Consider the following 23,641-nt stretch of genomic DNA (forward strand, 5'->3'; position numbering starts at 1 on the left):
GGCGTGGATCAGAACAGGCCGGGATCTTCGGTGCGGGAGGTATCCGGCGAGCCGTCCGGGTGGGTGAACCACAGCAGCCGGTTGCGACCGCCGGCGCAGTCGCCGCCATCGGATGCCGCGCTGAGCACGCCCGCCGCGGTGACGATGTCACGTCCGAAGCAGCTGCCGAGGTTGTCCTTGAAGCGGAACACCTGGGTGCTGCGCTGGCCGCTGTGGCCGGTGACCGCGCCGTTGCTGAAGGCGAGGGTGTCGGCGGTATCGATGCTGTTGTCCACGTCGCTGCGATACAGCACCAGGCCACCCACCTTCTTCACGAACGACCGTGAATAACCCTGCGTGACCGAACTGGGCGCACCGGTGACGTTACCTGCGCCGTCGAAGTTCGTGCCGAAGCTGGCCAGCAACGGGTAATCGAAGTGGGCTTCCGTCGTCACGGCGATGCCGAGCGGCCCCTGCCGTGTCTTCGTCGTGCTGTCCACGCTGGTGAGCTGGTCGATGCCTTGCAGGTAATGCGACGGATCGATGGTGAACGACTGCGTGTTGTCGAACGCCACCGCCTGGTTCACTTCCGTGGTGATCCTGCCGTGCGAGGTATCCACGTAGCCAGCGGTGCGGAAACGGCGCAACGCATGCGTGGCGATGGAGCCGCCGATCACGCCCGCGTTATCGGTCAGCCGGTTGTCGACGGTGGCCGTGGCCGGCTGGCCCTGCAGCGTGTTGGCGGTGACGGCACCGGTCAGCACCTTGCGCCGATGGTCCTGGTATACGAACAGGTTGCCGGTCACCGCGAAGTTGCCGTTGGCGCCGGTGACCCCGATGGCCAGCGCATGCGGCTTGCCGTCGTTGAGCAAGGCGGCGAACGGCGTGAGGTCGACGCGGTAAGGCAGGAAATTCAGCGTCTGCACACCGGGCGTCGGTCGCCACAGGTACGGATCGATGCCGCCGGTGAATATCCACGGATACACCGGCGCCACGCCGGCGGACTGCCCGTCGATCGACACCTGTACCTCGCGGTAGGCGCCGCCGCCGCAGCTTTGCGCTTCATTGGCCTGCGCATCGGGCACGCACGAGTACCAGAACTCGTCGCCACCCTGGCCCTGCGCGAACACGTCGAGGTAGGCACGCTCGATGTTCGTGGGCAGCGTAAGGGTGCGCGAGAGCAGGTCGGCGCCGGTGTTCAGCGCCACGGTGCCGCCGGCGGTACCGTCGGACAGCGGGAACACGGCATCGGGGGCGTCCAGCTTCGGTGCCAGGACGTTGGCGGGATAGAACACCAGCCGTGCCGAACCGCTGATGATGCCGGTGTAGGTGCCGTCGACGACGTTGCCCAGGATCGCCTGGCCCGTCTGCGGATTGCCCAGCAGGCTGGCGAAGTCGCTCACGTCGCGCTCGATGTGCCAGCTGGGCGCCACCGTGGCGGAGGGCTCCTGCGTGGTACCGAAGTAGACGTTGGCGCCGCCCAGCCACAGCGACGCGGTGCGGTCGAACTGACGACCCGCGGTGACCGAGAAATCCGCCTCCAGCACCACCTTCGACCACGACGTACCGCAGCCGGTCGGTGGCGCATAGCTGTAGGCATGGTCGGAGAAATCGCGGAAGGTGAAACCGCTGAAGAGCTGCACCGTGCACGCCTTGCCCGGTGGCCGGGGTACCGGCGGGTCGGCGATCGCGACGTTCGCGGAGCCGACATTGAATCCCGGCGACGTAGCCGATATGGCGCCCGACGCGCCGCAAGCGAACACACAACCGAACAACCCTGCCCACAGGCCGTGACGGCCCGCTCGATAGATGACAGACATCTCTCGCTACTCCCCGGTGTTTCGCCCCCTGCGGGCTAAACCTAGCACAGCGGTTGGCCGGAAAAGTGCCGTGGCGTGTCGGGTTCTACAGCGGGCGCAACACTGGCAGGGGGCGTGACACTGGTCTGTAGGAGCGCACGCATGTGCGCGACATCTTTTGCGTCGACGCATGGGATTCACGCGCAGGGATGGAGGCACGGCCTTAAAAGATGTCGCGCACGTGCGTGCGCTCCTACCCCCCGTCACCGGCACTCATGGACTCACCATCACCACTGGTTGTCGTCGCTGCCGCCGTCGTCGGAACCACCCTGGTCCCACGAACTGTCGTTGTTGCCCATGTCGATGGGCTCGTCGCGGAGGTCGTCGTAGGCCTGCTGCGAGGATGAAGGCGCATTGTTGGTGCCGCCCACGAAGCCTGCGTCGCGGGCCGATTCCTCACCGCGGTGGGAGCGGAACGCCTCGTCCAGTAGTGCGCCCGCAGCCAGGCCGCCCAGGCCCGCGGCCACCGCAGCGCCCGTTCCCGACGAGGTCGGCGGGGGGGCGTAGTTGTTGCCGTAGCCGGGGTAGCCACCGTACGGCGGCGGGGGCGGCTGCTGGGGAGCACCATAGGGCGCGCTGGGATACGGCGGCGCGGCGGCGCGACGACGGCGGGACCACAGGAAGGCGATCAGCGCGATCACGCCGCCGATGACCAGCAGGCCGGTCAGGGGAAACGAACCCGCCCGCGGCGCAGCCTCCACCGGGGCCGGCGTACCCTCGGCCGCCTGGCGCGAAGGCGCACGGGTAGCCGATGCGGGCGCCAGCGCCTGGTTCAACTTGGTCTGGAACTGCTGGAAGCGGGTCGGATCGGTGAACCGGATGGACGGGTCGAGCGAGGCGGCCTTGCCCGCTTCCGCCTTCGCGTCGCCGATGTTGCCCTCATGCGCGAGCACTTCGGCCAGCACGTAGTGTGCCTTGGCGCTCTGAGGATGCTCGGTGACCGCCTGGCGCAGCATTGCTTCGGCGCCGGTGTAATCGCCGCGGGCGATCAGCGCCTGGACATCCTTCGGCGAATCGGCGGCGGTTGCGGCAAGGGCGACGGAGAACAGCGCAAACGCGAGTAACGTCTTTTTCATGGATGTATCCGCAAGGCAGGATGGCGATTCGATTCGCCGTACGAGCGAAAGTTCGGGCGGCTTGCCTGGAAGTGTATCGACGACCGTCGGCAACTTCTTGCGAGTGCGGCAATGCCGTTCAGCCATGACCGGGTCGTATCGGTTTCGCTTTATGGGCATCGAGCATGAAATCGACAAAAGAGCGAAGCTTTCCTGGCATGTACTTGCGATGCGGATAGTAAAGATGAAACGCGTCGTCCATTCCGTTGTACTGCCTGAGGACCTGCCGCAGTTTCCCACTGGCCAACTCCTGTCTGGCAAATTCCTCGAAGACGTAACCGATGCCATGCCCCTGCACGGCGGCGTCCACTACCGACCTCATCTCGTCGAATAAAAGACGCCCTTGTACGTCGACTTGCACCATCTGACCCTCCGAATCGAACTTCCATTCAAACCATCGGCCTCCCACGGAATAACGTTGTCGAATGCAGTCGTGGTTGAGGAGATCGTCGAGGTTCTTCGGTTCCTTCCGATCTTTGAAATAGTCCGAAGCGGCCACCAGGATCCTTTTCTGCCGCGATCCCAATTGAACGGCAACCATGTCGTTCTGCACTTTCTTGCCCATGCGTATGCCGATGTCGAAACCGCCGCTGACGATATCGCCGAGCAGATTGTCCAGCGATATCTCGACATGGATCAAAGGGAACCTGGCAAGGAAGGCCTCCAGGTAGGGCTCGATCAACATACGGTATGCCACGTATGACGAATTGACCCGCACCGTACCGGAGGGCTGATCGGTTGCCTGCAGAGCTTCCGACAAGGAGTCCCTGATCAGTGCAAGCGCGGGGGCCATTTTCGAATTCAGTGACGAACCCGCTTCGGTCAGGCTGACGCTGCGCGTCGTCCGGTTGAACAGCCGCACGTTCAATTGCGCTTCCAGGACTTTGATGGTGCGCGACACTGCCGTTGGCGTCACGCCCAGTTCCGCGGCGGCGCGGGCAAAGTTCAAATGCCGCGCCGCCGCCTCGAAGGTCAAAAGCCCCGGAAAATGCAAAGACGGAGAGGCGGGCATTGCGCCTGCGTCGCCGGCATGCTTTTGGCCCTTTATTGTGACATTGTTGTTCATACCGTATGCCGGTTTCTGACTATTAAAGTCATTATAGCCGACCGCCATACTTCTGACCGAGGGTAAATCAAGCACGCAACACGGTTGTCGGAAGGAACAAAAATGAAACTCGATAATGCAGCCCACGATCTTTTTTCCCCTGTGACGATGGGAGCCCTGACGCTGGCGAACCGCATCGTCATGGCGCCGTTGACGCGCAGCCGGATGCAGCCCGATGGCGTACCCCATGACATGCATGCGAGCTACTACGCCCAGCGGGCCACCGCAGGCTTGATCATCAGTGAAGCCACCAATATTTCGGCCCAGGGGCGTGGCTATGCGTTGACGCCTGGTATCTGGACGGACGAACAGGTTGCCGGCTGGAGGACGGTCACGGATGCGGTGCACGCAGCCGGTGGATTGATCGTGTGCCAGCTATGGCATGTGGGTCGTTTCTCTCATGTGGACCTGCAGCCGGAAGGAGCGGCGCCGGTAGCGCCTTCGGCGATTCGTGCAGAAGGGCAAACCTACACCGAAAACGGCATGCTGGACGTCTCCACGCCGCGCGCACTGGAAACCTCTGAAATTCCCGGCATCATCCAGCAATACCGGCACGCCGCGGAATGCGCAAAACGCGCCGGTTTCGATGGCGCGGAAGTGCATTCGGCAAACAGTTATCTGCTCGATCAGTTCCTGCGCGATTCGACCAACCGGCGTACGGACGCCTACGGCGGCTCCATCGAGAATCGCAGCCGGCTTACGCTGGAAGTCACTGCCGCGGTAGTGGAGGTCTGGGGCCACGATCGCGTCGGCATCCGTCTGTCCCCTGTCACGCCGGACGCAGGCAATACGCCTCTGGACAGCCAGGTCATGCAGACCTATGGCTATCTCATCGAGCAGCTGAATCGGTTCCAGCTGGCCTACATGCACTTTGTCGAGGGTGCCACGGCTACATCGCGTTCCGTGCCCGAAGGGATAGACCTGGACGCATTGCGCGCGATCTTCAAGGGCCCTTACATCGGCAACAACAACTACGACCTTGCCCTGGCCGTGAATCGCCGCAAGGAAGGCAAGGTGGATGCCGTCGCCTTCGGTCGTCCATTCATTGCCAATCCCGATCTGGTGCACCGCTTGAAGGTGGGCGCCGAACTAGCCATTGCGCCCCGTTCAACCTATTACGGCAATGGCGCCACGGGTTACACCGACTGGCCTGTATTGGCGGACTGAGCCCCAGACTAGCCAACCCGCCCACAAGCCAACCAAGGAAAGACCATGAGCAAATCGACCTACGTGCAGGATTACCAGGCCATTTCCGAGGTGCTGAACAAGTACATCGAGGGATGCAGGCAGGCCAAGAGCAGCATCATGAAATCCGCGTTCAGTCCGCACGCGACGATGTATAGCGTCGGCCCGGATGGCAAGCTGGTCGGCGGCGCGATTTCGATGCTGTTCGACGGAGTCGATAAGGATTTTCGCCCGTCGCCTGATGCCACGGCCGCAATCACCCGTATCGAGATCGTCGGCACGGCGGCCAGCGCACGCATCGACGCCAACGACATGTCGGGCGTTTCGTTCACCGACTTCTTTCATCTGTTGAAAGTCGATGGCAAGTGGACGGTGGTCAGCAAGATCTTCCAGACGCATGCGGCTCCCTGACAGTCATCTGCACAGTCCATCAAGGACCCTACAACTTGTAAGGAAGACATCATGAGCAAGAACGTCAAGTCCGTACCGACCCGCGAATATGACGCCGTCATCGCGGTTGCCCAGAAATACGTCGATGGATTGCGCGTCGGCAGTGCGGAAGCCGTCGCTGAGGCGTTCCATAAGGATGCCGTCATGTACGGTTTCACGAATGGCGAGCTGCTGGGCGGCCCGATTGAAAACCTTTTCGATTTCGTCAGAAAAAACGGCAAGGCACCCGAGATAACCACTCGCCTTGATGCGCTGGCCATTACGCCGACCACCGCTGTCGTCCGCGTCGACATGGAAAAGGACGCCATCGGTGCTGATTACAACGATTACCTCACGCTAATCAAGATCGGCAGTGACTGGAAAGTGATCGCAAAGGTCTATCACCAATTTGAAGGCTGAGGCTTTCCTCTCAAGGCTCTTTTGGAACCATAAACATCATGAACGATCCCTCCCTTCCGGTGGTCAACCTGGAGCTCGGCAATGCCTCTGCGGCCGACCTGACAGGCGTCGAACCCACCGTCGCAGCATTCTTACGCTCCCTTGAAGGCGGGGAGACACTCGACAGCATGACGCCGACAGACGCCCGCGCCGCGCTGGCGGGTGCCCAGGCTGCTGCCCATGTTGTCCTGCCGGCTGCCGATGTCAGCAAGAAAACGATCCACGTCCATGGCAGCGACCTGACGCTTACCATCGTGCGCCCGGCCGGTAGCACGCAAGAAAAGCTGCCCGCGTTCATGTTCTTCCACGGCGGAGGCTGGGTGTTGGGCGACTTCCCGACCCATGAACGGCTGGTGCGTGACCTGGTCGCGGGCTCGGGCGCAGTGGCGGTCTTCGTCGACTATGCCCTGTCGCCTGAGGCTGATTACGGCGTCGCCATCGAGCAAGCCTACGCCGCGACGCAATGGGTGGCCGAGCATGGCCATGAGATCAACGTCGACGGCACACGCCTCGCGGTAGCTGGCAACAGTGCAGGTGGCAACCTGGCCGCCGTGGTGGCCTTGATGGCGAGCGCGAAGGGCACACCTGCGCTGCGTTCGCAGGTACTGCTGTGTCCCGTGACGGATGCCACCTTCGACACGCCGTCGTACAAGGCATTTGCCGACGGTTACTTCCTGACGAAGGATCTGATGGTGTGGTTCTGGGACAGCTATACCACTGACAGCGAAACACGCAAGCAGCGCTATGCGTCGCCGCTGCGGGCGACGACCGAACAGCTGAAAAACCTGCCGCCGACGCTGATCCAGACCGCCGAGTTCGATGTCCTGCGAGATGAAGCAGAAGCTTATGCCCGCAAGCTCGACGTTGCGGGTGTGTCTGTGACATCGATACGCTACAACGGCATGATTCACGACTTCGGGCTGTCGAACAGTTTCAGCCATCTGCCGGCGCCCCGCAGCGCGATGGCGCAGGCATCGCAAGAACTCAAGACCCGCCTGGGCTGAGCCAGCCAGTGACGGTTGACGCGGGCCGCCCCAATCAACACAATGCCGACGCCGCGCGTCATCACGCGCGGCTCTCTTGCATACCCAAACCAAGGCCTATGGACGTTTATCCCAGTAGCGTCGTCGGTTTCCGCGTCCCGCGGGCATCGACGGCTCACCACAATCCGCATGCCCCCGGCGATCGTGCCCGGTCGGCTGGCGTTTTCCGCTACTAGGAAACCCGGCCCCTCCGTGCGGCCGCCGCGAGCGCCGTTACCAGGAGATGGGCTGTGAAGCTCCTTACTCGTGTTCCACGCCGGGGTATGCCATGAACGGCATGCTCGGCCTTCTCGATCTTTTCGGCTACGTGGCGCTGCTCCTGTGGGGCACGCACATGGTAACCAGCGGCGTGCTGCGCGGTTACGGCAGCGCGCTGCGCCGCTGGCTGGGTCGCTACCTGGCCTATCGCCCCGCGGCCTTCGCCTTCGGTGTGTGCATCACCGCGCTGCTGCAGAGCAGTACGGCAACCGGCCTGATGGCAACGTCCTTCGCCGCCAGCGGTTTCCTCGGCCTGGCCCCGGGCCTGGCCGTGATGCTCGGCGCCAACGTCGGTACGACGCTGATCGTGCAGGTGATGTCGTTCGACATCTCGGTGGTGGCACCCGTGCTGATCCTGCTGGGCTTCGTCATTCACCGGCGCACCGACGACGCGCGCTACGAGAACCTGGGCCGCGTGGCCATCGGGCTAGGCCTGATGCTGCTGTCGCTGCACCTGTTGGTGGGCGCGCTGGCGCCGGTGGAAAACGCCGCGTTCCTGCGGGCGATCGCGCAGAGCCTCGCCTCGGAGCCGGTGCTGGCCGTGCTGGTGGCGGCGCTGCTGACCTGGCTGTTCCACTCCAGCGTCGCCATGGTGTTGCTGGTCGCGTCGCTGGCCGGGACGGGCGTGGTCGATGCGACCGGTGCCCTGGCGCTGGTGCTCGGCGCCAACCTCGGCGGCACCCTGCCGGCCCTGCTGGAAGCGGACACACCGGTGGCCCGGCGCCTGCCGCTGGGCAACCTGATCGTGCGCGGGATCGGCTGCGTGGTCTGCCTGCCGCTGCTGCATCCGATCGCCCTTGCACTGGCTCCGCTGGGTGGTTCCCCGGCGCGCATGGCGGTGAACTTCCATACCGCGTTCAACCTCGCGCTGGCTGCGGTTTTCCTGCTGCCGGTGGAACGCATGGCGGGCCTGCTCGTGCGCCTGCTGCCGGACCCACCGCGTCCCGACGATCCCGGCGTGCCGCAGTTCCTGGACACCGGTGCGCTGGATTCGGCCAACGTGGCGCTGGCCAATGCCACGCGCGAAGCCATGCGCATGGCCGACATGGTCGAGGGCATGCTGAAGTGGGTGGTCGAGGTGTTCGGCAAGGACGATCGCGTGCGTGCCACCACCATCGGGCAGATGGACCCGTGGCTGGACCGCCTGGGCGTGGCCATTCGCGATTACCTGACCGACCTGGGCAGCGAGGCCCTTAACGAAGAGGACGCCCGCCGCAGCCAGGACATCCTGGCCTTCGTCATCAACGTGGAGCACATCGGCGATATCACCGCCAACAACCTGATGGAGTTCGCCGCCAAGAAGGCGCAGCGGGGACAGGACTTCAGCGCGGACGATATCCAGGACCTGGCGCTCATGCACGGCCAGCTGATGGAGAGCCTGCGCCTGGGCTTCGCCGTCTTCATGCATGGCGACCTGCGGGCGGCGCAGGGTCTGCTGGGACGGAAGGAGACGCTCTGGCGACTGGAGAACGATGCCGCCGACCGGCACCTGCGAGCGTTGCGCGAGCGCCGCGACGCCACTGCCGGTGGGGATGTGTACCTGCGCATCCTGCGCGACCTCAAGCGCATCCACTCGCACGTGGTCGCCTTCGCCTACCTCCCGCTGGAGCGGGCCGGCATGCTTCAGGATCGCCTGGTGCGCTGAAGGGCGGCCGCCCGCCGCAGTGTGTCCAGCACCACGCCGATGTCGCACGGTGCCGGCGCACGCGGGCAGGCTGCGGGTACCAGCGGCAGGCTGGCCGGAGGATGCGCGATCGACAACGCCTGGCCCTCGCGCAACTGCGTCGGGGTCTGCGCGTGATAGGTCACGGTGACATAGCGATGGCGTGTGGCGGTCGAGCGCCATACCGCCAGCTCCAGCGCACCGCCCACGGGCGGGTCGTCCTCGGCATAGCCCGGCATCCGGAAGTGGATACCCAGCACGCCGGCAAGGGCGAGGATGTTGTTGTCGCTGCCGACGAACAAGCTGAGCCGTGGCGCATCGGGATGCTCCAGCCGCGTCACGATGCGCCCCGCGAGCACCGCGGCCACGCGGTCGGCCACGTAGGTCGGTCGCGCGTGCACGGCGAAGAGCAAGGCGTGCAGCTGGGACAAGGCGCGGAAGCCCGTTGCATCCACGCGCCCCCAACCCACGCTGGGCATCGGCATGCCTTCGAGGTAGGCCATGATGATGGCCTCGGCGGTGCCGGAGGTCTGCGCGATCGGGCCGTCCAGCGCGATACCGCGACCGTCCGCCGCCAGTGCGAGCGAGCCCTTCCATGTAGCGGGATGGCAAACGGCCTGGTCGTCACCCGGCATGCATCCCATCACATGGGCGAAGACGTCCATGGCCTCGCGGTATCCGGTGGTGAGCGCATCCGGACCCCCCGTGGCCTGTCGTATCGCATCCAGTGCGGCGCGGCCTTCCCATGCCACGGCATCCGCCGCCACGGGGTTGAACAGCGGGTCGACACTGCCCTCGGGCAGGTGGCTCACCACCAGCGCACAGCCCGGCGCGAAAGCGTCCGCGAAGGCCTGCGCGCTGGCTATCGTCCGCTGGTCCGTGTTCGCCCACAGGTCGACGCTGCCGGCGGCGGGACAACCCGTCGCCGGAAACAGACCCTGCGCGGCCAGCCGCTCGCGGTCGAATCGCGCCATCGCCATCACGCCCTCACGGCCATGAGGGGTCAGGATCGATGGCGCGACCGGCCAGGCCGGCCACGGTTTGCCGTGCACTTCGTTTATCCGTATCTCGCCCGGCAGCGGCGAGCGCACGCCGTGCCGGTAGACCATGACCACCTGTTCCAGGCGCAGGTCGTCGTGCGCCTGGCCGGGCAGGGCGACCAGCAGGGCGGCGAGCGTCGCGATGGCGAGGGCGGCCCGACGGTACGTACGTGGTGGCATGCGCGTGTCCCGGCTCAGAAGGTGTAGCTGAGGTTGACCATGTAGATCCGCCCTGTCTGCACATAGGCACCGTCGGCACCCGGATCGTACGCCAGGTAGCGGCGTGACTTGCCGGAGGTTTCGTAGAACGTGGCATGGTCGAGCAGGTTCTTCACCGACACGCCGACGCCCAGCCCGTAGGGCAGGTCGTAGTTGGCCGAGAGGTCCAGCGTCTTGACGGGCTGCAGGTAGTAGTCGAGGCCGTTGCCGTTGAGGCCGATCAGCTGCAGGCCGGTGTAGTTGTAGATCAGGTCCGCGTGGAAACGATCGTCGCGGTAGAACAGGTTCGCGTTGTACATGCGCTCGGGCGCACGCGGCAACCAGGTCGTCCCGGGGTGATCATCACGACCACTGTGCGCGGAGCTGTGCTGCACCGTCAGGTTGCCGCCCACGCCGAAGTGGCTCCATAGGCCGGGCAGGGTGACGAACTGCTTGCGCAGGGCCATCTCGATGCCGTAGATCTTCGCCGCACCACCGTTCTCCGGCATGCTGACCGGCACGCCACCCGTCAGCACCGTACCGGTGGGCACGTTGCCGCCCAGCGTGCTGTCGTTGCCGGTGGACGATTGCGAGGTGAAGATGAAGTCGTTCAGGCGCTTGTAGTACGCCGAGGCCGTGACCATGCCGCCCGTGGTGTCGTAGAACTCCGCCGACAGGTCCAGGTTGTCGGCCGTGGTCGGGCGCAGGTCCGGGTTGGGCTTGGAGATGCCGACTACCTGGCCGCTGATGTCGTCGATGGAATAGGTGGTCTGTCCCGAGATGAGGCCGAATGCCGGGCGGCTGAAGCTGCGTCGCAGCGAGGCGCGGTAGACGGTCAGCTCGTCGGGGCGGTAGTTCAGCGCGATACCGGGGAGAATCTCGCCGTAGCGCTTGCCCTGGTTGACGAAGGCGCCCGTTGCGTCGTCACCGTTGGAGCGCCATGACGTCGCCGAATAGTCGGTCAGTTCGTAGCGCACGCCCGGCGTGATGGTCAGGTCCTGAACGCGGAATGTGGCCATGAGGTAGCCGGCGACGATGTTTTCCCGGCTCGATGTCGTGTTGGCGTTGTAATCGTTGGTCGTGTATACGCCGCTGCCCTTCGGATCGTCGAGATATTTATAGGGCACGGCCTGGTCGAGCACCCAGCGGCGGTCGATGAGCTTGAACGGGCCGGCGTAACGCCCGCCGAAGGGGTTCGTGACCAGGTGTCCGGGTAGGGCCGCGAGCGAGGGGCCACCCGGTGCCGCGGATGAATAGTTCGGACCGCCGAAGAAGGGGCCGCCGTAGACGAAATTGTTATCGTCGTGGGTGAAGGGATGATCGTAGGCGTTACGCCTGGACGTGTCGCCCGAAAGACCGAAGGCGACATTCTCGATCGCGCGGTCGCTGAAGGTGTAGGTGCCGTCGACATGCGCGTTCACGCGGTTGTCCCGGCTGCCCGCATCGCCACCCTGGGTCTTCCAGAAGCTGTCGGTCGCCAGGTTGTAGACGTAGTTGCGCAAGGCCGGCGCGTTGCCGGCCAGGCTGGGGAAGGTCGGGTTGCTCAGGTCGAAGGCGAACTGACCGTTGGCGCGGGGACCATACAGGCTTGCCTCCACGTAATCGGGCACGTTGCGCGAGCCGACGCCGTATGACGTGCCATAGCCCAGGGTAAGCGCATCGATCGTGCTGCTTCCGCCCAGCTGCAGGGTGGCGGTCTTTTCCTTGATGTCGCGCGTGTCGAAGTAGCCGCCACGCAGCACCTGCGTGCTGCCCTGGTTACGGGCGGACATCTGGTTCTGCTCGCCCTGCACGTCGTACACGCCGTAGAGCGCGCGGGCGAACAGCGAGGTGGTCTCGCCGTTCCAGTCCAGCGACACGTTGCCGCCGTAACGCTTGATCTGGTTGTTGTAGACGCTGTACTTGTACTGCGAGCTCTGCAGTGGGCCGGCCTTCGACAGGTCGTCCACCGACGCGTTGGCTGCATTCACCGGTGTGTACCCGGCGTTGGGCGCGACCGCTTCGGCGGCGTTGTCGTACTTGCCGTAATAACCGGCCGCATACAGGCCCAGCTGCTTCGACGGCCCGAACCTGTGCGCGAACTCCTGCTGGAACACGCCGCCCTTGTCCGGCAGCCCGCGGTGGTCGGCCAGGTCGTTGAGCCGCCCCTGCACCGTCGTCTTCGCGTAGGTGTCGCGGGCGAAGTCGAACGCCGTCGGCGTGCGCATGTCGATCGTTCCGCCGATGGCATCGCCGGGCATGTCACTGGTTGGGGTCTTGGAAACCTTCACCGACTGGATGCCGAACGGGGCCAGCATGTCCAGCGAGATGGCACGCGTGGAGGCGTCGGTCTCCGGCAGCGCGAAGCCGTTGAGCGTATAGGCGTTGTAACTGGAATCCAGGCCGCGGATCGTCACGTACTCGCTTTCGCCGGTGGCCGCCTGGCCCAGGTGCATATCGCTGTAGGACGACAGGCCCGGCAGATGCGCCAGCACATCGGCGATGTTGGCCGAGGGGACGGCCTCGATCTGCTGCTTGCTCATCACCGTGGTCACACCGGTGCCCAGGCGCTGTTCGTCGACAGTGCCGGCAGCGGCCACCTGGGCATCCACGTTCATGCCCTTCAAGGCCGTGACCTTCTTGTCGCTGGTGTCCGTGGTGCCGTCCACGTCGTTCGCGTGTACCGGCGCGACATGGAGGAGGGCGGTGACGATGGCCAGCGTGAGCAGGCAGGGAGAAAGGGACACGCGCATGGAGACCTCAGGCAGGGAAGGTAAGGGGGTAAACGGAGGGGAAGGCAGGAAAGCGGCGGCAGAAAGCGCTAGCGGTGTGTCAGGTCCATCCGCGCGCAGCTCTCGTGGAGGCGCAGCGGATTGCAGCGGGCCACCGCGTTGCCGGGGAAGGCAACGACGTAACCGGTGGACGCCGGCTCGTGGGCCGGGAAATCCGTGCTCAAAAGCTGTGCGCCGCTGGCGAGCATCGCGTCGCGGCGACGCACGTCGTCGTGGGCGGCCTCGACCAGGTCGGCATCGGTGCGTGTACGCACGAGGTAGCCCTGGCGTACGCGCTTTGCGATCTCGTCCGCCGGTCCGTCGTTCAGTTCGAGGAAGGCGGCATCGTCTTCCCCTGGTGTGGCGTTGGTGAACATGGCGCGACCGCGCAGCGCGGGGTGGCCTTGCAGGTACGCCTTGCCGACCGAATGCTGGTCGAGGAGGAAGATGACGTGGCCACGCGCTGCGGCCAGCGTGGGCCATCCATCGTGACGCACCGCTTCGTCCAGTGTGGCGTAATGGCCACGGACGTCGTCCGGGGCGATGTAGGAGGAACGCGGAAAGACGCGGCGAACTTCGGCGTCGAGCCGGTTCATCGCATCGGCGTCGAACGGTTCGGGCACCACGGGTACGAAGGGTACGGAAAGCGGCAGCGCCTCTTCTTCCGTTTCGAGCAGGATGAACAAGGGAAGATGGCCGGGGTGCGCGAGCGACCAGGCGCGCAGTTCATGAAGGCATGCCTGCAAGGGCTCGCAGGTGCTGCGTTGATCGAGGTCCTGCACATGCATGACCTTGAATCCCGGCGTCGCCATGACCTGCGGATCGGCGAACGGCGCATCGGCGGGAAGCCCCGCCGCGGCTACGCGGCCGACGATGCCCGGATGGGCATAGCGTCCGCCGAGCCGGTCGCCATAGACATCCAGTTCCACCTGGCGCACGCCGTCGTCCAGCTGCTTCGGCAAGGCGGGGTGGGCATAGTCGAGTTTCGCGAACAGCGAGGGATTCAGTTGCTTCCAGACGGCAGCCTCGCCCGGGGCGAGGCCGGCGTGGTAGCTGTTATGGCTGCCGATGTACTGCACGTCGTTGATGCGGGTCGGCGCTTCCGCGCTCGCCCCGCAGGGAAGCAACGCCAGCAGGATGCCGGCGAGCGAAAGCATCCGCACGGCGCGGTGACATGAAAGGTTCATGACGGTGCAGCCCCAGGGCCAAGGAAAATCGCCGGCGAAACCTGTCGATGGGATCGACGATTCGCAGCGGTCAGCCATGCACGTTATCGGCACATTGTTACTCCAGCACTAACGCCCCGTGACAATGGACATCCATACGGCCGTGTATGTCGGCCATGCGTGTCAGAAATCCCGGCTGATCGTCGCTACCCACGGTGCCACACGGTAGTCGTGGAGTGGACGATGGAAGGTGCTGGCAATGCGTTGCACCGCGACATGCCAGGCCATCCGGTTCCAGTCGAGACCGACATGGCCGTAGGCGAACCAATGCGGCCTCTGGTCGTTCGCATACCAGTGGCGAGGAGCAAGATATTGCGCCTCGCCCACCGCTGTATCGAGCGAAAAACAGGCCGTCAGCGGCCAGTGGAAAGCCGCATCGACTTCCGCGTGCGGGCGCGGTGAGCCATGTGCCAGCGACACGCTCCACAGACTCAGGCTGAACACGTCGCGATAGATCGCCGTCGCACCGACCTGCGTCTGGTCGAGCGTGCGTGCCATGCGATCGTGGCTCGGATACCGGTAATGCGCCACCGAGGCCTGCAGGTCCCAACGGTCCGACAACGGCCATGCCTTGCCGGCCTGGAGGATGGCTTCGAGCGCGTGGCGGGGTCGCCCGGCCTGGTAGCTGCCGGAAGCACCCACCGACCAGCCGGATGTGCCCACGCGCGTTTCGTTGGCCTGGATGACAGGGCCTCGTCCGGCCATGGCCACGCCGAGGCCGACCAGCTGGGAACTGACGCCGACCGTCCCGCGCCATGCATCGGCCAAGGCGGACGTCGAGTCGAAGGCAAGCGGCATGCAGGCGACGAGCAGGGCCGCGCGAACTCGTTTCTTCAAACCGTCAGGGCCGCCGGGGCACGGACGCGCCACGCCAGAACGGCGGCGATGCACAGCGCTACACCCGCCAATAGCAGGAGGTGCCGTGGATCGTTGCCGAGAAGGCGATAGAAAACCCGCACGGTGAGCACCTGGATGAGCATCGGTACGACGATGAAGGTGTTGAATATCCCCATGTAGACGCCTGCGCGCTCGCGAGGAATCGACGAGGCCAGCATCGCATAGGGGTTGCCCATCATGCTGGCCCAGGCGATGCCCAGGCCGATCATGGGTACGATCAGCAACCATGGTGTAGTGATGGCCGGCACCGCCACGATACCCAGCCCGCCCAGCAGGAGCGACGCGGCATGCAGCCGGGCCGGTCCCACCCTGCGCAGCAGCGGCAGCATGGCGAACGCCATGACGAAGGCGACGAAGTTATAGGCGCCGCCGATGCGTCCGCTCAGCAGCGCGGCATCGGTGAAATGCGGATCGTGTGCGTTCGTGGTGCCGTACAAGGCGCGTGCAAGGGACAGGGCGACGTACTGCCAATAGCAGAACATCGCATACCACTGGAACAGCATCATCGCCGCGAGCTGGCGCATGGTGGCGGGCATGTCGCGCACGGCGGTCCATACGTCGAGAACGGCCGTGCGCAACGATAGTGGCGTTGCCTCGTCGGCCGTGACGGGCGCTTCGCGCGTCGTGTAGACCGACCAGGCGATGGAGGCCACCGACACCACACCACCGATGATGAAGGCGACTTCGACCGCGGCCGGCACGCCGTGCGCGTTGGTCCGATCGGCATGCATCCCGAGCATCACCAGCATGGAAGGCATGAGGTAGGCCAGTGTCTGCGACAGGCCGGTAAAGGCGCTCTGCACCATGAACCCGGCGGCGTGCTGCGCGGGCGGCAGCATGTCGTTGACGAAGGCGCGATAGGGCTCCATCGTCACGTTCGCGGCCGCATCCAGTACCCAGAGCAGGCCCGCGGCCATCCACAGGGTACCGCTGCCGGGCAGGGCGAACAGGCAGGCGCTGCACAGGATCGCTCCGACGACGAAATAAGGCGTACGGCGACCGAAACGCGACGTGGTGCGATCGCTGAGCGCACCGATCAGTGGCTGGATCAGCAGGCCCGTGACGGGGCCGGCCAGCCACAGGAGCGGCAGCGAGGCATCCTCGGCTCCCAGGTATTTGTAGATCGGGCTCATGAAGCCCTGTTGCAGGCCGAACCCGAACTGGATACCGAAGAAGCCGACATTCATATTGAATATCTGCCATAGCCGCATCGACCGGGGGCTGGCGAGTACGGATCGAAGCGGGATGGCGGAACGCGCAAGCATGGTGGAGACACCGAAAGGACAGGGTTGCGCCAGTGACGGTCCAGCAAGCGCTCGCTGTCGATGACAGGTTTGCGGCTGAGCGGAGCCGTCGTGCCGCGCGAAGGCTCCCCTAATGAGCAATCGATTGCAATACGTGTCGAAGCAGCTATCCGACTATGCGGAAGTCCGCAGCGGGAGTGCCTATTTCCGGCGAGCAATCGGTGCCGAATGCCGCTAGCTTAGCGACGCGGAGTCCCGATTAATGCAGCAGGCAAGACCGTGATGAACCTTTCCCGATCGCATACCCCCCTGCCGGAGGCATCTTCCGCTTCGGACGTTTTTCCGTCCGCACCGGTGACGGCGGATATCGATTCGATGCTGCGCCTCCAGCGCATCCGTCGGGCGAACCTCATCGGCCTGATGGAAGAACTGGGCCCCGAAGGCCTGGAGCCCCGTATACGGAAATCGAAGCTGCTCGGCCTGTCGCGCGAAGCGTTGCAGCGCGCGATCGGTGGCGGTGGCCTGGCCGAGGAAGAAGCGCGCGAGGTGGAGTGGGCGATGAACCGGCCCCGGGGCTGGCTTGACGCCGACCACCGGGGCGAGCCTGACTGAGGTCTTTTCGTTCAGTGGCAACCGGGCCCACCGAAGTAGAAGCCTTCACCGGTCGTCATTTCCGGTGACGGCGCAATCGTGCTGGCCCCGGAGACGACGCCGCTGTAACGCTGTCCGGCGAACGCGATCGTGTAACAGGCGGGGTCGCTGACGACCACGCTCGACAGTTGGGTGACGGCGTGTGAAGTAAGGGCACTGTCGATGTAGAAATGGTTGGCCTGGAAGGCCGCCTTGCGGTAGCCATTGGCCGCGAAGACACCGCTGCCCATGGGAGTGCTTGCGCCGCCGCCATTCGCGTAGGTCTCGCCGCCAGCCGTGAATGCGGTGTTGGTGCTTGTCGTGGCAAGGTCGCCCGAGTACAGCGCCGCCTTGTAATACCCCACCCAGGTGCCATCGACGTTGAGCCACCAGTTGCCGTCGGCATTGCGCTGGAACGCCACCTTCACCACGCCCTGCGCACCGTTGGTGCTGCTGTAACGGCTGGCGGCGAAGGCCACGCCGAAGACATTCCCCGATGCCACCTGCACGAACTCGCCGCATTCCAGGTTGTGGCAGCCGGTGCTGACATAGCCGTCCTGCGTCGAGTAGACGAACAGGATGGATTGGTTACCCCAAGTGCCGTAGCTGGGCCGCCGTTGCCAGCCTACTTCCAGGGTCTGCGTCTGGTTGCTGCTGCTGGCCCCGTCGAGCCATATCTGGCTGATCGACATATAGTCGTTCGACGTGACGAAGGCCGGGTTCCAGATATTCAGGTCGGCACCGGCGCCGGCGATTTCCGCGCCATCCATGCTGGCGAACATCGAGGCGTAGTGATGCGTCGACGACGCATCCGCGGTGGCGAACCCCGATGCCTGCCGGTGTGCTTCCGGAGCGGGACTCCTGGCGAAGAACGCTTTCAGGCTGGTGAAGCGGGTGAGCTGGTCCAGGCCCACGCGTTCCAGCGGGATGCTGCCCGCCGGGCAGGTTGAAGGAACCGTCGAAGACGCGCTCGATGCATGCGTGGCGACCGGCCCCGACGCCGGCGGTGTGGCGATACGGCTGCCGTCGCGCAAGGCCGGCTGCTGCCCGGTCGGAATGCAGTCGTATGTGGTGCCCTGCTCGGCGAACGATCGGACCACGGTCACACCGTCGTAGCGGTTGCGCAGGTAGTGGCGCATGTCGTCGAAAGCGGACTCGGAAAGGCCGGCCACATGGGAGACGGTGGCGTACCTGGCGTTGGAGACCTCGCTCAGGAAGGCGACGAATTCCGCGGGCGCCGCGGCGGCGACGATCGCGTCGTGGCGGGCGGCACGCACCGATGATGTCCCTGGCGGCGCCAGCGGCGGCATCATGGTATCGACGAAGTCGGTCTGGACGGCGGCGGGCGAGGTGCTTGCCGTGGCAGGCGGGCAGGCGGCCAGCGCGAGGGCAAGGGCCGCGGTGAGCTGCACGAACGGGAGCTTCGTGGCGGAACCGTATCGGGAAGGCATGGTCAGGAATCCTTTGACGCGTAGCGAAGGACCGGCCGCATGTCGCCATGCCGGGTAGGGGGTCGTGGTGGTGATCGTGCGTACCCTGGGTGATGCCCGTACGTCGGCTTCGACGTCCAGGGCGCGCCGAGCTTAGTGCCGCCCTCCGGCGGGAAAGTGTGACCGGGGTCTCGTCTGGCGCGTGGATACACGGCGATCCGTACGCGTTTTCGTGCCGTGGAAAGCATTAGCAAAGCAATGGGTTACGGTCATGCACGGATCGTCGTCCGGCGTGCAGAACGCCCCGGGCAGCGGCAGCCTCCCGTGCGTCCCTCGTCAGGCCGAAAAAGCACGTTTCCGGCAATGGATACCGGTTTTCTGCAACCGCTGCGCGCGGGACGGTTCGTCGGCAGTACCGCGTGCTAGCTTCGTCGAGCCGCGCTACCGCGGCCTCACCCAGTGGAGCATTTTCATGGACCAGCGTGATCTCGCCATGCAAGACACAGGAATGATGAATCCGTTCGGGATACCGATGGACGGCCCGCTGCAACGCACGATGGCGGCGTTCAAGCACGAGCCGAAGATCGACGACACCGGCGATATCGGCCGTATCGGATCGCGCGGTGGTGGCGACTGGGGCTGATCGCCAGCGGATGATCCGCGCGATAGCGCGGGCATCGTGACCATCGGGCCGCTCCCTCACGGGGGCGGCTTTCTCATGAAGGGGACCATGGTGTGATCAAGGCGGACATCGCACTGCACGACCTCTCGCTGGCGCCGTCCTGGCGCAACGGATCGGTGGTCGTGGGACACAGCAGGATCACGCCTTACGCGCATCGCATGCTGGAATCCTGCCTGGTCGTGACGACGGATCGCTGGTTCCTGGTCGTGCGGGAGCGTCAGTCGGGCACCGCGGGCCTTGCTGCGCCTACCGGCGAGCCACGCGCGCCGAGGCACGTGGACGAGGAGGCATTTCATCACCTCTACCAGGCGTGTGTGCTCTGGCCGCTCGATTACCTCATGGTGGAGGTGGCACGCGTCGGCTGTCGCCTGAGGATACGGGCAGGCATGCTGGGATCGGCCCCCGTGTATGCACGGGCGACGAACGACCGGATCACTTTGTCGTGGGATTCCGCCGATTTCGCCGCGCTCCCCATGGCCCTGGATACGGAAGTCGTCACGCATCGCCTGGCGATGCACACGATGTATGCCGCGCGGCAGCCGTACAGCGGCGTCACGATGCTCACCGAGCGCGCGTCGCTTTACGTCGAACCGGGCAAGGCCCACCTGCGATATCCCGACCCGGTGGCACCCAGCGCCCCGCGCGAGGATCGCGAGGGAGAGGACGACCTGCCCGCCTTCGAGGCCGCCTTGCGGCGAAGCGCCGCCGCCCGACCGGTCGGGGAGCATGCGACGGTGGAGCTCAGCGGCGGCATGGATTCCGCGACCGTGGCCACGGTGCTGCGTTCGTTGGGCACGACCCTCGCCAGCCGGGGCATCCTTCTGGACGGCGAGGTGCGCGACACGCAGGTGCCGCGTCGCTCGCTCATCGTCGATCGCCTGGGCCTGGCGGATGCGACCGTCGACATCGTCGACTGGCCGCCCGATCTGGACATGGCGCCCGCGGGCGCGCAAGGGTTCTATCGCGAGTTCTATCTCGAAGCCTGCATGGCGTTGTGGTCGTCGGCGCGAACCGAAGGTCGCGACACGCTCTTCACCGGCGTCGGCGGCGACGAACTGTTTCCCGCGTACGCCGGCGAAGCGCGGTCCGGCGCGGCGATGGACCCGGGCTGGGTCGGCGAATCGGCGATCTGCGCGGAAGGTCTGCTGACGCCCCGGGCGCGCGAGGCGGCGCGCAGCCTGCGCACGTTCGACGCGCCAGCGGGTCCCGTGCCGATGACATCGCTGATCGCCAACGGCTGTCGTGCGCCGGACATGCTGCGCCATGGCCAATGGCCCGTCGCTCCGCTGGGCGATCCGCAGCTGGTGGCCTTCTGCCACCGGTTGCCGCGGGCCAGCCGACGGGGCAGGGAAGTGATGCGTCGCTACCTCGCATCGCAACTGGGCGCCGACGTGTTTCCGCCGGGGTACAGCAAGGAAACCTTCGCCCACGTGCTGCCGCCTTTGATCGCGCGGCATGCGCTTTTGCTGACCGCGCAGCTGACGCAGTGCGCGCTGGCCGACATCGGGCTGGTCGAACCGCGTGCGGTGTTCGCTTTGCTGGACACCGTGGTGCGCACGCAGTCCCATGGGGCGACCTCCGCCCTGGCGAATTTCCTCTGGCTGGAACGTTTCGCACGGCAAACCGCGTGAAACGGGTCGGTCGATTCACGCGTCGGAACGACACGCGTCCGCGGCGGCCGTTTCGACGCGCGTCATGAAGGCCCTCACGATGGATGGCACATGGCGGCGCGTCGGCAGCACCAGGTGCATGTCCAGCGGCGGGTAGGCGAACGCGTCGAGCACGCGCACCAGCGTGCCGCGCGACAGTTCGTTACGCACGAGCGGCAACTGCACGCCACCGATACCGCGGCCGGCGACCAGCGCGGCAATCAGCACGAAACTGTTGTTGGCCACGAAGCCCGGCGACACGGCGAGGGTGACCGGTCCGTCCGGTCCGGTCAGCCTGAGCGGATGGTCGACGCTGCCGCTGAAGCGGACGTGCGGGTGAAGGCTGAGCTGGTCCGGCGTACGCGGTGTACCGTGTCGCGCAAGGTAGTCGGGCGCGGCCACGAGCGCGCGTTCGACCCGGCCGATGTGTCGTGCGACCAGCCCGTTCGGTGGCAAGGGGCCCAGCCTGAGGGCCAGGTCCACCCTCTCCGCCACGACATCGGCGATGCGGTCGTCCAGGGCCAGCTCCACCCGGACATCGGGATGCTCCGCCTGGAAGGCCACCAGTAACGGCGCCACCACCTGCTGCCCGATACCGCTGGGCGCCTGGACGCGCAGGCGACCGCGCAGTTGCCTCGGGTCGTCCTTCACGGCGGCGTCCGCGGCGGCCAGGGCATCGAGCACCACGGTCGCCTGTTCGAGGTAGCGCGCTCCCGCATCGGTAAGGGTCAGGCGCCGGGTGGTGCGATGAATCAGGCGCGCCCCCAGTTCGGCCTCCAGGGCGGCGACCTGCTGGCTTGCCGACGGCTGGCTGATGCCCATGGCCCGCGCGGCAGCGGAGAAGCTGCCGCGCTCGGCGACGCGCACGAAGACCTGCATGGCGAGGAGGCGATCCATCCGAGTTCCATTGCGATTTCTTATAAGTGTAAGCCTGATGGTCGGACTAATCATTGCCTGGAGCACTGAATACGCTGGCGGCTCCTTCTTTCCCTTGGAACCCGAGCGCATGCCTTCCCACACCGCCCTCATAGTCGGCGCCCATGGCGTCATCGGCAGCCAGCTGACACGCCATCTCGCCGGGCAACCCGACTGGGCGATCGTCACCGCGTCACGGCGCGGCGGCGAGGCCAACAGCCTCCACCATGCCCTGGCCGTCGACCTGCTGGACCGTTCGTCCAGCCGTCTTGCACTGCGCGAGGCGCGCGAGGTGACCCACGTCTTCTACGCGGCCTACCAGGACAGTCCGACCTGGCCGGGCCTGCTCGGGCCGAACATGACGATGCTGGAAAACCTGCTCGACGGGTTGCTGCCGGTGGCGCACGGCCTGCGGCATGTGTCGATCATGCAAGGCTACAAGGTCTACGGTGCCCACCTGGGGCCGTTCCGCACCCCGGCGCGCGAGGACGATCCGCCCATCCTGCCGACGGAGTTCATGACCGCGCAGCAACGCCTGCTGGAACGCGTCGGCCAGTCCGCCGCCTGGACCTGGTCGGCATTGCGTCCGGCGGTGGTCGGCGGCGACGCGGTGGGTAACCCGCTCAACCTCGCGCTTGCCATCGCCGTCTATGCGTCCGTGTCTAAGGCGCTGGAGGTGCCGCTGCGTTTCCCCGGCAGTGCGCAGGCCTATACACGCCTGATCGAATTCACCGATGCGGACCTTCTGGCGAACGCGGCACGCTGGGCCGCCACCGACGCGCCGGGCAACCAGGCCTGGAATATCGGCAACGGCGACCTGGTGCGCTGGTGCGACCTGTGGCCCCGCATTGCCGCGTGGTTCGGCATGGAGGCCACGCCGCCGATGGCCATGTCACTGGCCGAGGTGATGCCGGACAGGGCAGGCACCTGGGACGCGCTGCGGGAGCGGCACGGCCTGCCACCGCTACCCATGGATCACGTCGCGGCGTGGCCCTTCGCGGACTTCGTGTTCTCGTGGACATGGGACATGTTCGGCGACGGTTCGAAGGCGCGTCGGGCAGGCTTCCATGCCTGCGAGGACACCGCCGGGATGTTCTTCCGCCTGTTCTCGCGGTTCCGGGAGCGCGGGATCATCCCCTGATGACGGCACGGGGGGCGCGTTATCATGAGCGCATCATGGCGATTCACCTTACCTTCGACGACGGCCCCGGCCCTTCGACTACCGCATTGCTGGATGTGCTTCGCGGCGCCGGTCGGCAGGCGACCTTTTTTGTCCTCGGTCAGCACGCGGCCGCGCGGCGCGACGTGCTCGTACGCATGCTCGACGAGGGCCATGCGATAGGCAATCACACCTGGTCGCACGCACGCGACGGCCAGCTGACCGATGCGTCACTGGCCGACGAGATCGCGGCCACCGACGCGGTGATTCGGGATGCCTATGCCGCGACAGGCAGGCAGCCGCCAGCCGTCATTCCCTTGCGGCTGCCGTACGGGACGCAGGACGGCGATACACGATGGCGTGTGTTGGCACGGCTGGGTCGCGCGCACGTCGGGTGGACGGCCCTGTTCGAAGACTGGCTACTACCCGCGCCGTGCCCGGCGCAGCTTGCGGACCGGCTGCGTGCGCATGCGGTGGATCAGTCGGCGGCCGGCGAGGATGCGGTCGTTTGCCTGCACGATGGGTCGCCCTGCGACGAGACGAGGGGGGCCACGGTCGAAGCGGTGCGACGCTGGCTGGCCTCGCCGGAGGCGCTGGCCAGCGAGGCCTGATCCAGCAGGGTTCGCCAGCCGCCAAGGAAGCCCATGCCGGGACCGGGTGTCCACAGGCCGCGTTGCGCCGCTTCCAGGTGGATCAGCACCTGGTCGACACAGAACAGCGTGGCCA

At 65.7% G+C, this 23,641-nt stretch carries 20 protein-coding genes; 10 read left to right on the top strand and 10 right to left on the bottom strand.

All coding sequences use genetic code 11. The features are described 5' to 3' along the window. Nucleotides 1-8: 8 nt before the first annotated feature. From AB8808_RS10600 to AB8808_RS10610, 3 genes are all read right to left on the bottom strand, one after another. Nucleotides 9-1,799, bottom strand: a complete 1,791-nt coding sequence (locus tag AB8808_RS10600) for a peptide-N4-asparagine amidase (protein ID WP_285404764.1) — start codon at nt 1,797-1,799, stop codon at nt 9-11. 266 nt (nt 1,800-2,065) lie between these two features. After that, nucleotides 2,066-2,914: a tetratricopeptide repeat protein gene (locus tag AB8808_RS10605; RefSeq protein WP_369929175.1), complete on the bottom strand. Its 849-nt coding sequence runs from the start codon at nt 2,912-2,914 to the stop codon at nt 2,066-2,068. A 118-nt stretch (nt 2,915-3,032) separates the two neighbouring features. After that, nucleotides 3,033-4,019 (bottom strand): LysR family transcriptional regulator, encoded by a 987-nt coding sequence (locus tag AB8808_RS10610; protein WP_369929177.1) that lies wholly within the window; start codon nt 4,017-4,019, stop codon nt 3,033-3,035. A gap of 102 nt (nt 4,020-4,121) precedes the next feature. Here AB8808_RS10610 and AB8808_RS10615 point away from each other — a divergent pair, with 102 nt between their 5' ends. From AB8808_RS10615 to AB8808_RS10635, 5 genes are all read left to right on the top strand, one after another. Next, nucleotides 4,122-5,225, top strand: coding sequence for an alkene reductase (locus AB8808_RS10615; protein WP_369931239.1), 1,104 nt, complete (start codon nt 4,122-4,124; stop codon nt 5,223-5,225). 45 nt (nt 5,226-5,270) lie between these two features. Further along, entirely contained in the window at nt 5,271-5,654 is a 384-nt protein-coding gene (locus tag AB8808_RS10620) for a nuclear transport factor 2 family protein (protein WP_285404771.1), read from the top strand. A gap of 51 nt (nt 5,655-5,705) precedes the next feature. Further along, nucleotides 5,706-6,092: a nuclear transport factor 2 family protein gene (locus tag AB8808_RS10625; protein ID WP_285404773.1), complete on the top strand. Its 387-nt coding sequence runs from the start codon at nt 5,706-5,708 to the stop codon at nt 6,090-6,092. 38 nt (nt 6,093-6,130) lie between these two features. After that, nucleotides 6,131-7,135 (top strand): alpha/beta hydrolase, encoded by a 1,005-nt coding sequence (locus AB8808_RS10630; RefSeq protein ID WP_369929180.1) that lies wholly within the window; start codon nt 6,131-6,133, stop codon nt 7,133-7,135. A 307-nt stretch (nt 7,136-7,442) separates the two neighbouring features. Continuing rightward, nucleotides 7,443-9,077, top strand: a complete 1,635-nt coding sequence (locus AB8808_RS10635; protein ID WP_285404775.1) for a Na/Pi cotransporter family protein — start codon at nt 7,443-7,445, stop codon at nt 9,075-9,077. On the opposite strand, the gene AB8808_RS10640 is transcribed toward AB8808_RS10635, so the two are convergent. The 5 genes from AB8808_RS10640 to AB8808_RS10660 form a co-directional block, all read right to left on the bottom strand. Further along, nucleotides 9,056-10,315 (bottom strand): histidine-type phosphatase, encoded by a 1,260-nt coding sequence (locus tag AB8808_RS10640; RefSeq protein WP_369929182.1) that lies wholly within the window; start codon nt 10,313-10,315, stop codon nt 9,056-9,058. The two genes, AB8808_RS10635 and AB8808_RS10640, sit on opposite strands and share 22 nt — an antisense overlap. Nucleotides 10,316-10,329: 14 nt before the next feature. Then, the gene (locus AB8808_RS10645) at nt 10,330-13,065 is read right to left on the bottom strand and encodes a TonB-dependent receptor (protein WP_369929184.1); all 2,736 of its coding nucleotides are present in this window, start codon (nt 13,063-13,065) and stop codon (nt 10,330-10,332) included. Between the two features lie 68 nt (nt 13,066-13,133). Continuing rightward, the gene (locus AB8808_RS10650) at nt 13,134-14,270 is read right to left on the bottom strand and encodes a phosphatidylinositol-specific phospholipase C1-like protein (RefSeq protein ID WP_369929186.1); all 1,137 of its coding nucleotides are present in this window, start codon (nt 14,268-14,270) and stop codon (nt 13,134-13,136) included. Nucleotides 14,271-14,432: 162 nt separating this feature from the next. After that, nucleotides 14,433-15,146, bottom strand: a complete 714-nt coding sequence (locus AB8808_RS10655; protein WP_369929188.1) for a TorF family putative porin — start codon at nt 15,144-15,146, stop codon at nt 14,433-14,435. After that, a complete protein-coding gene (locus AB8808_RS10660) occupies nt 15,143-16,417 on the bottom strand; it encodes an MFS transporter (protein ID WP_369931240.1) in 1,275 nt (424 codons plus the stop codon). The genes AB8808_RS10655 and AB8808_RS10660 overlap by 4 nt, the downstream gene beginning before the upstream one ends. A 315-nt stretch (nt 16,418-16,732) precedes the next feature. Here AB8808_RS10660 and AB8808_RS10665 point away from each other — a divergent pair, with 315 nt between their 5' ends. Then, nucleotides 16,733-17,062, top strand: coding sequence for a hypothetical protein (locus AB8808_RS10665; RefSeq protein WP_369929190.1), 330 nt, complete (start codon nt 16,733-16,735; stop codon nt 17,060-17,062). 11 nt (nt 17,063-17,073) lie between these two features. On the opposite strand, the gene AB8808_RS10670 is transcribed toward AB8808_RS10665, so the two are convergent. Next, a complete protein-coding gene (locus AB8808_RS10670; protein WP_369929191.1) occupies nt 17,074-18,531 on the bottom strand; it encodes a neprosin family prolyl endopeptidase in 1,458 nt (485 codons plus the stop codon). A gap of 211 nt (nt 18,532-18,742) precedes the next feature. Between AB8808_RS10670 and AB8808_RS10675 the strand changes: the two genes are divergently transcribed. After that, complete coding sequence (locus AB8808_RS10675) at nt 18,743-19,153, top strand: hypothetical protein (protein ID WP_369929193.1); 411 nt, start codon at nt 18,743-18,745, stop codon at nt 19,151-19,153. 92 nt (nt 19,154-19,245) lie between these two features. Beyond that, nucleotides 19,246-20,823 carry an adenine nucleotide alpha hydrolase family protein gene (locus AB8808_RS10680; protein ID WP_369929195.1) on the top strand — a complete coding sequence of 526 codons (1,578 nt, stop codon included), beginning with the start codon at nt 19,246-19,248 and terminating at the stop codon, nt 20,821-20,823. Between the two features lie 15 nt (nt 20,824-20,838). On the opposite strand, the gene AB8808_RS10685 is transcribed toward AB8808_RS10680, so the two are convergent. Continuing rightward, nucleotides 20,839-21,738, bottom strand: a complete 900-nt coding sequence (locus tag AB8808_RS10685; RefSeq protein ID WP_369929197.1) for a LysR family transcriptional regulator — start codon at nt 21,736-21,738, stop codon at nt 20,839-20,841. Between the two features lie 109 nt (nt 21,739-21,847). Between AB8808_RS10685 and AB8808_RS10690 the strand changes: the two genes are divergently transcribed. Then, the gene (locus tag AB8808_RS10690; RefSeq protein ID WP_369929199.1) at nt 21,848-22,897 is read left to right on the top strand and encodes an SDR family oxidoreductase; all 1,050 of its coding nucleotides are present in this window, start codon (nt 21,848-21,850) and stop codon (nt 22,895-22,897) included. Nucleotides 22,898-22,932: 35 nt separating this feature from the next. After that, complete coding sequence (locus AB8808_RS10695; RefSeq protein ID WP_369929201.1) at nt 22,933-23,526, top strand: polysaccharide deacetylase family protein; 594 nt, start codon at nt 22,933-22,935, stop codon at nt 23,524-23,526. Nucleotides 23,527-23,641 lie beyond the last annotated feature (115 nt).

The sequence above is a fragment of the Xanthomonas sp. NCPPB 2632 genome (assembly GCF_041228075.2).
GTDB lineage: Bacteria > Pseudomonadota > Gammaproteobacteria > Xanthomonadales > Rhodanobacteraceae > Luteibacter.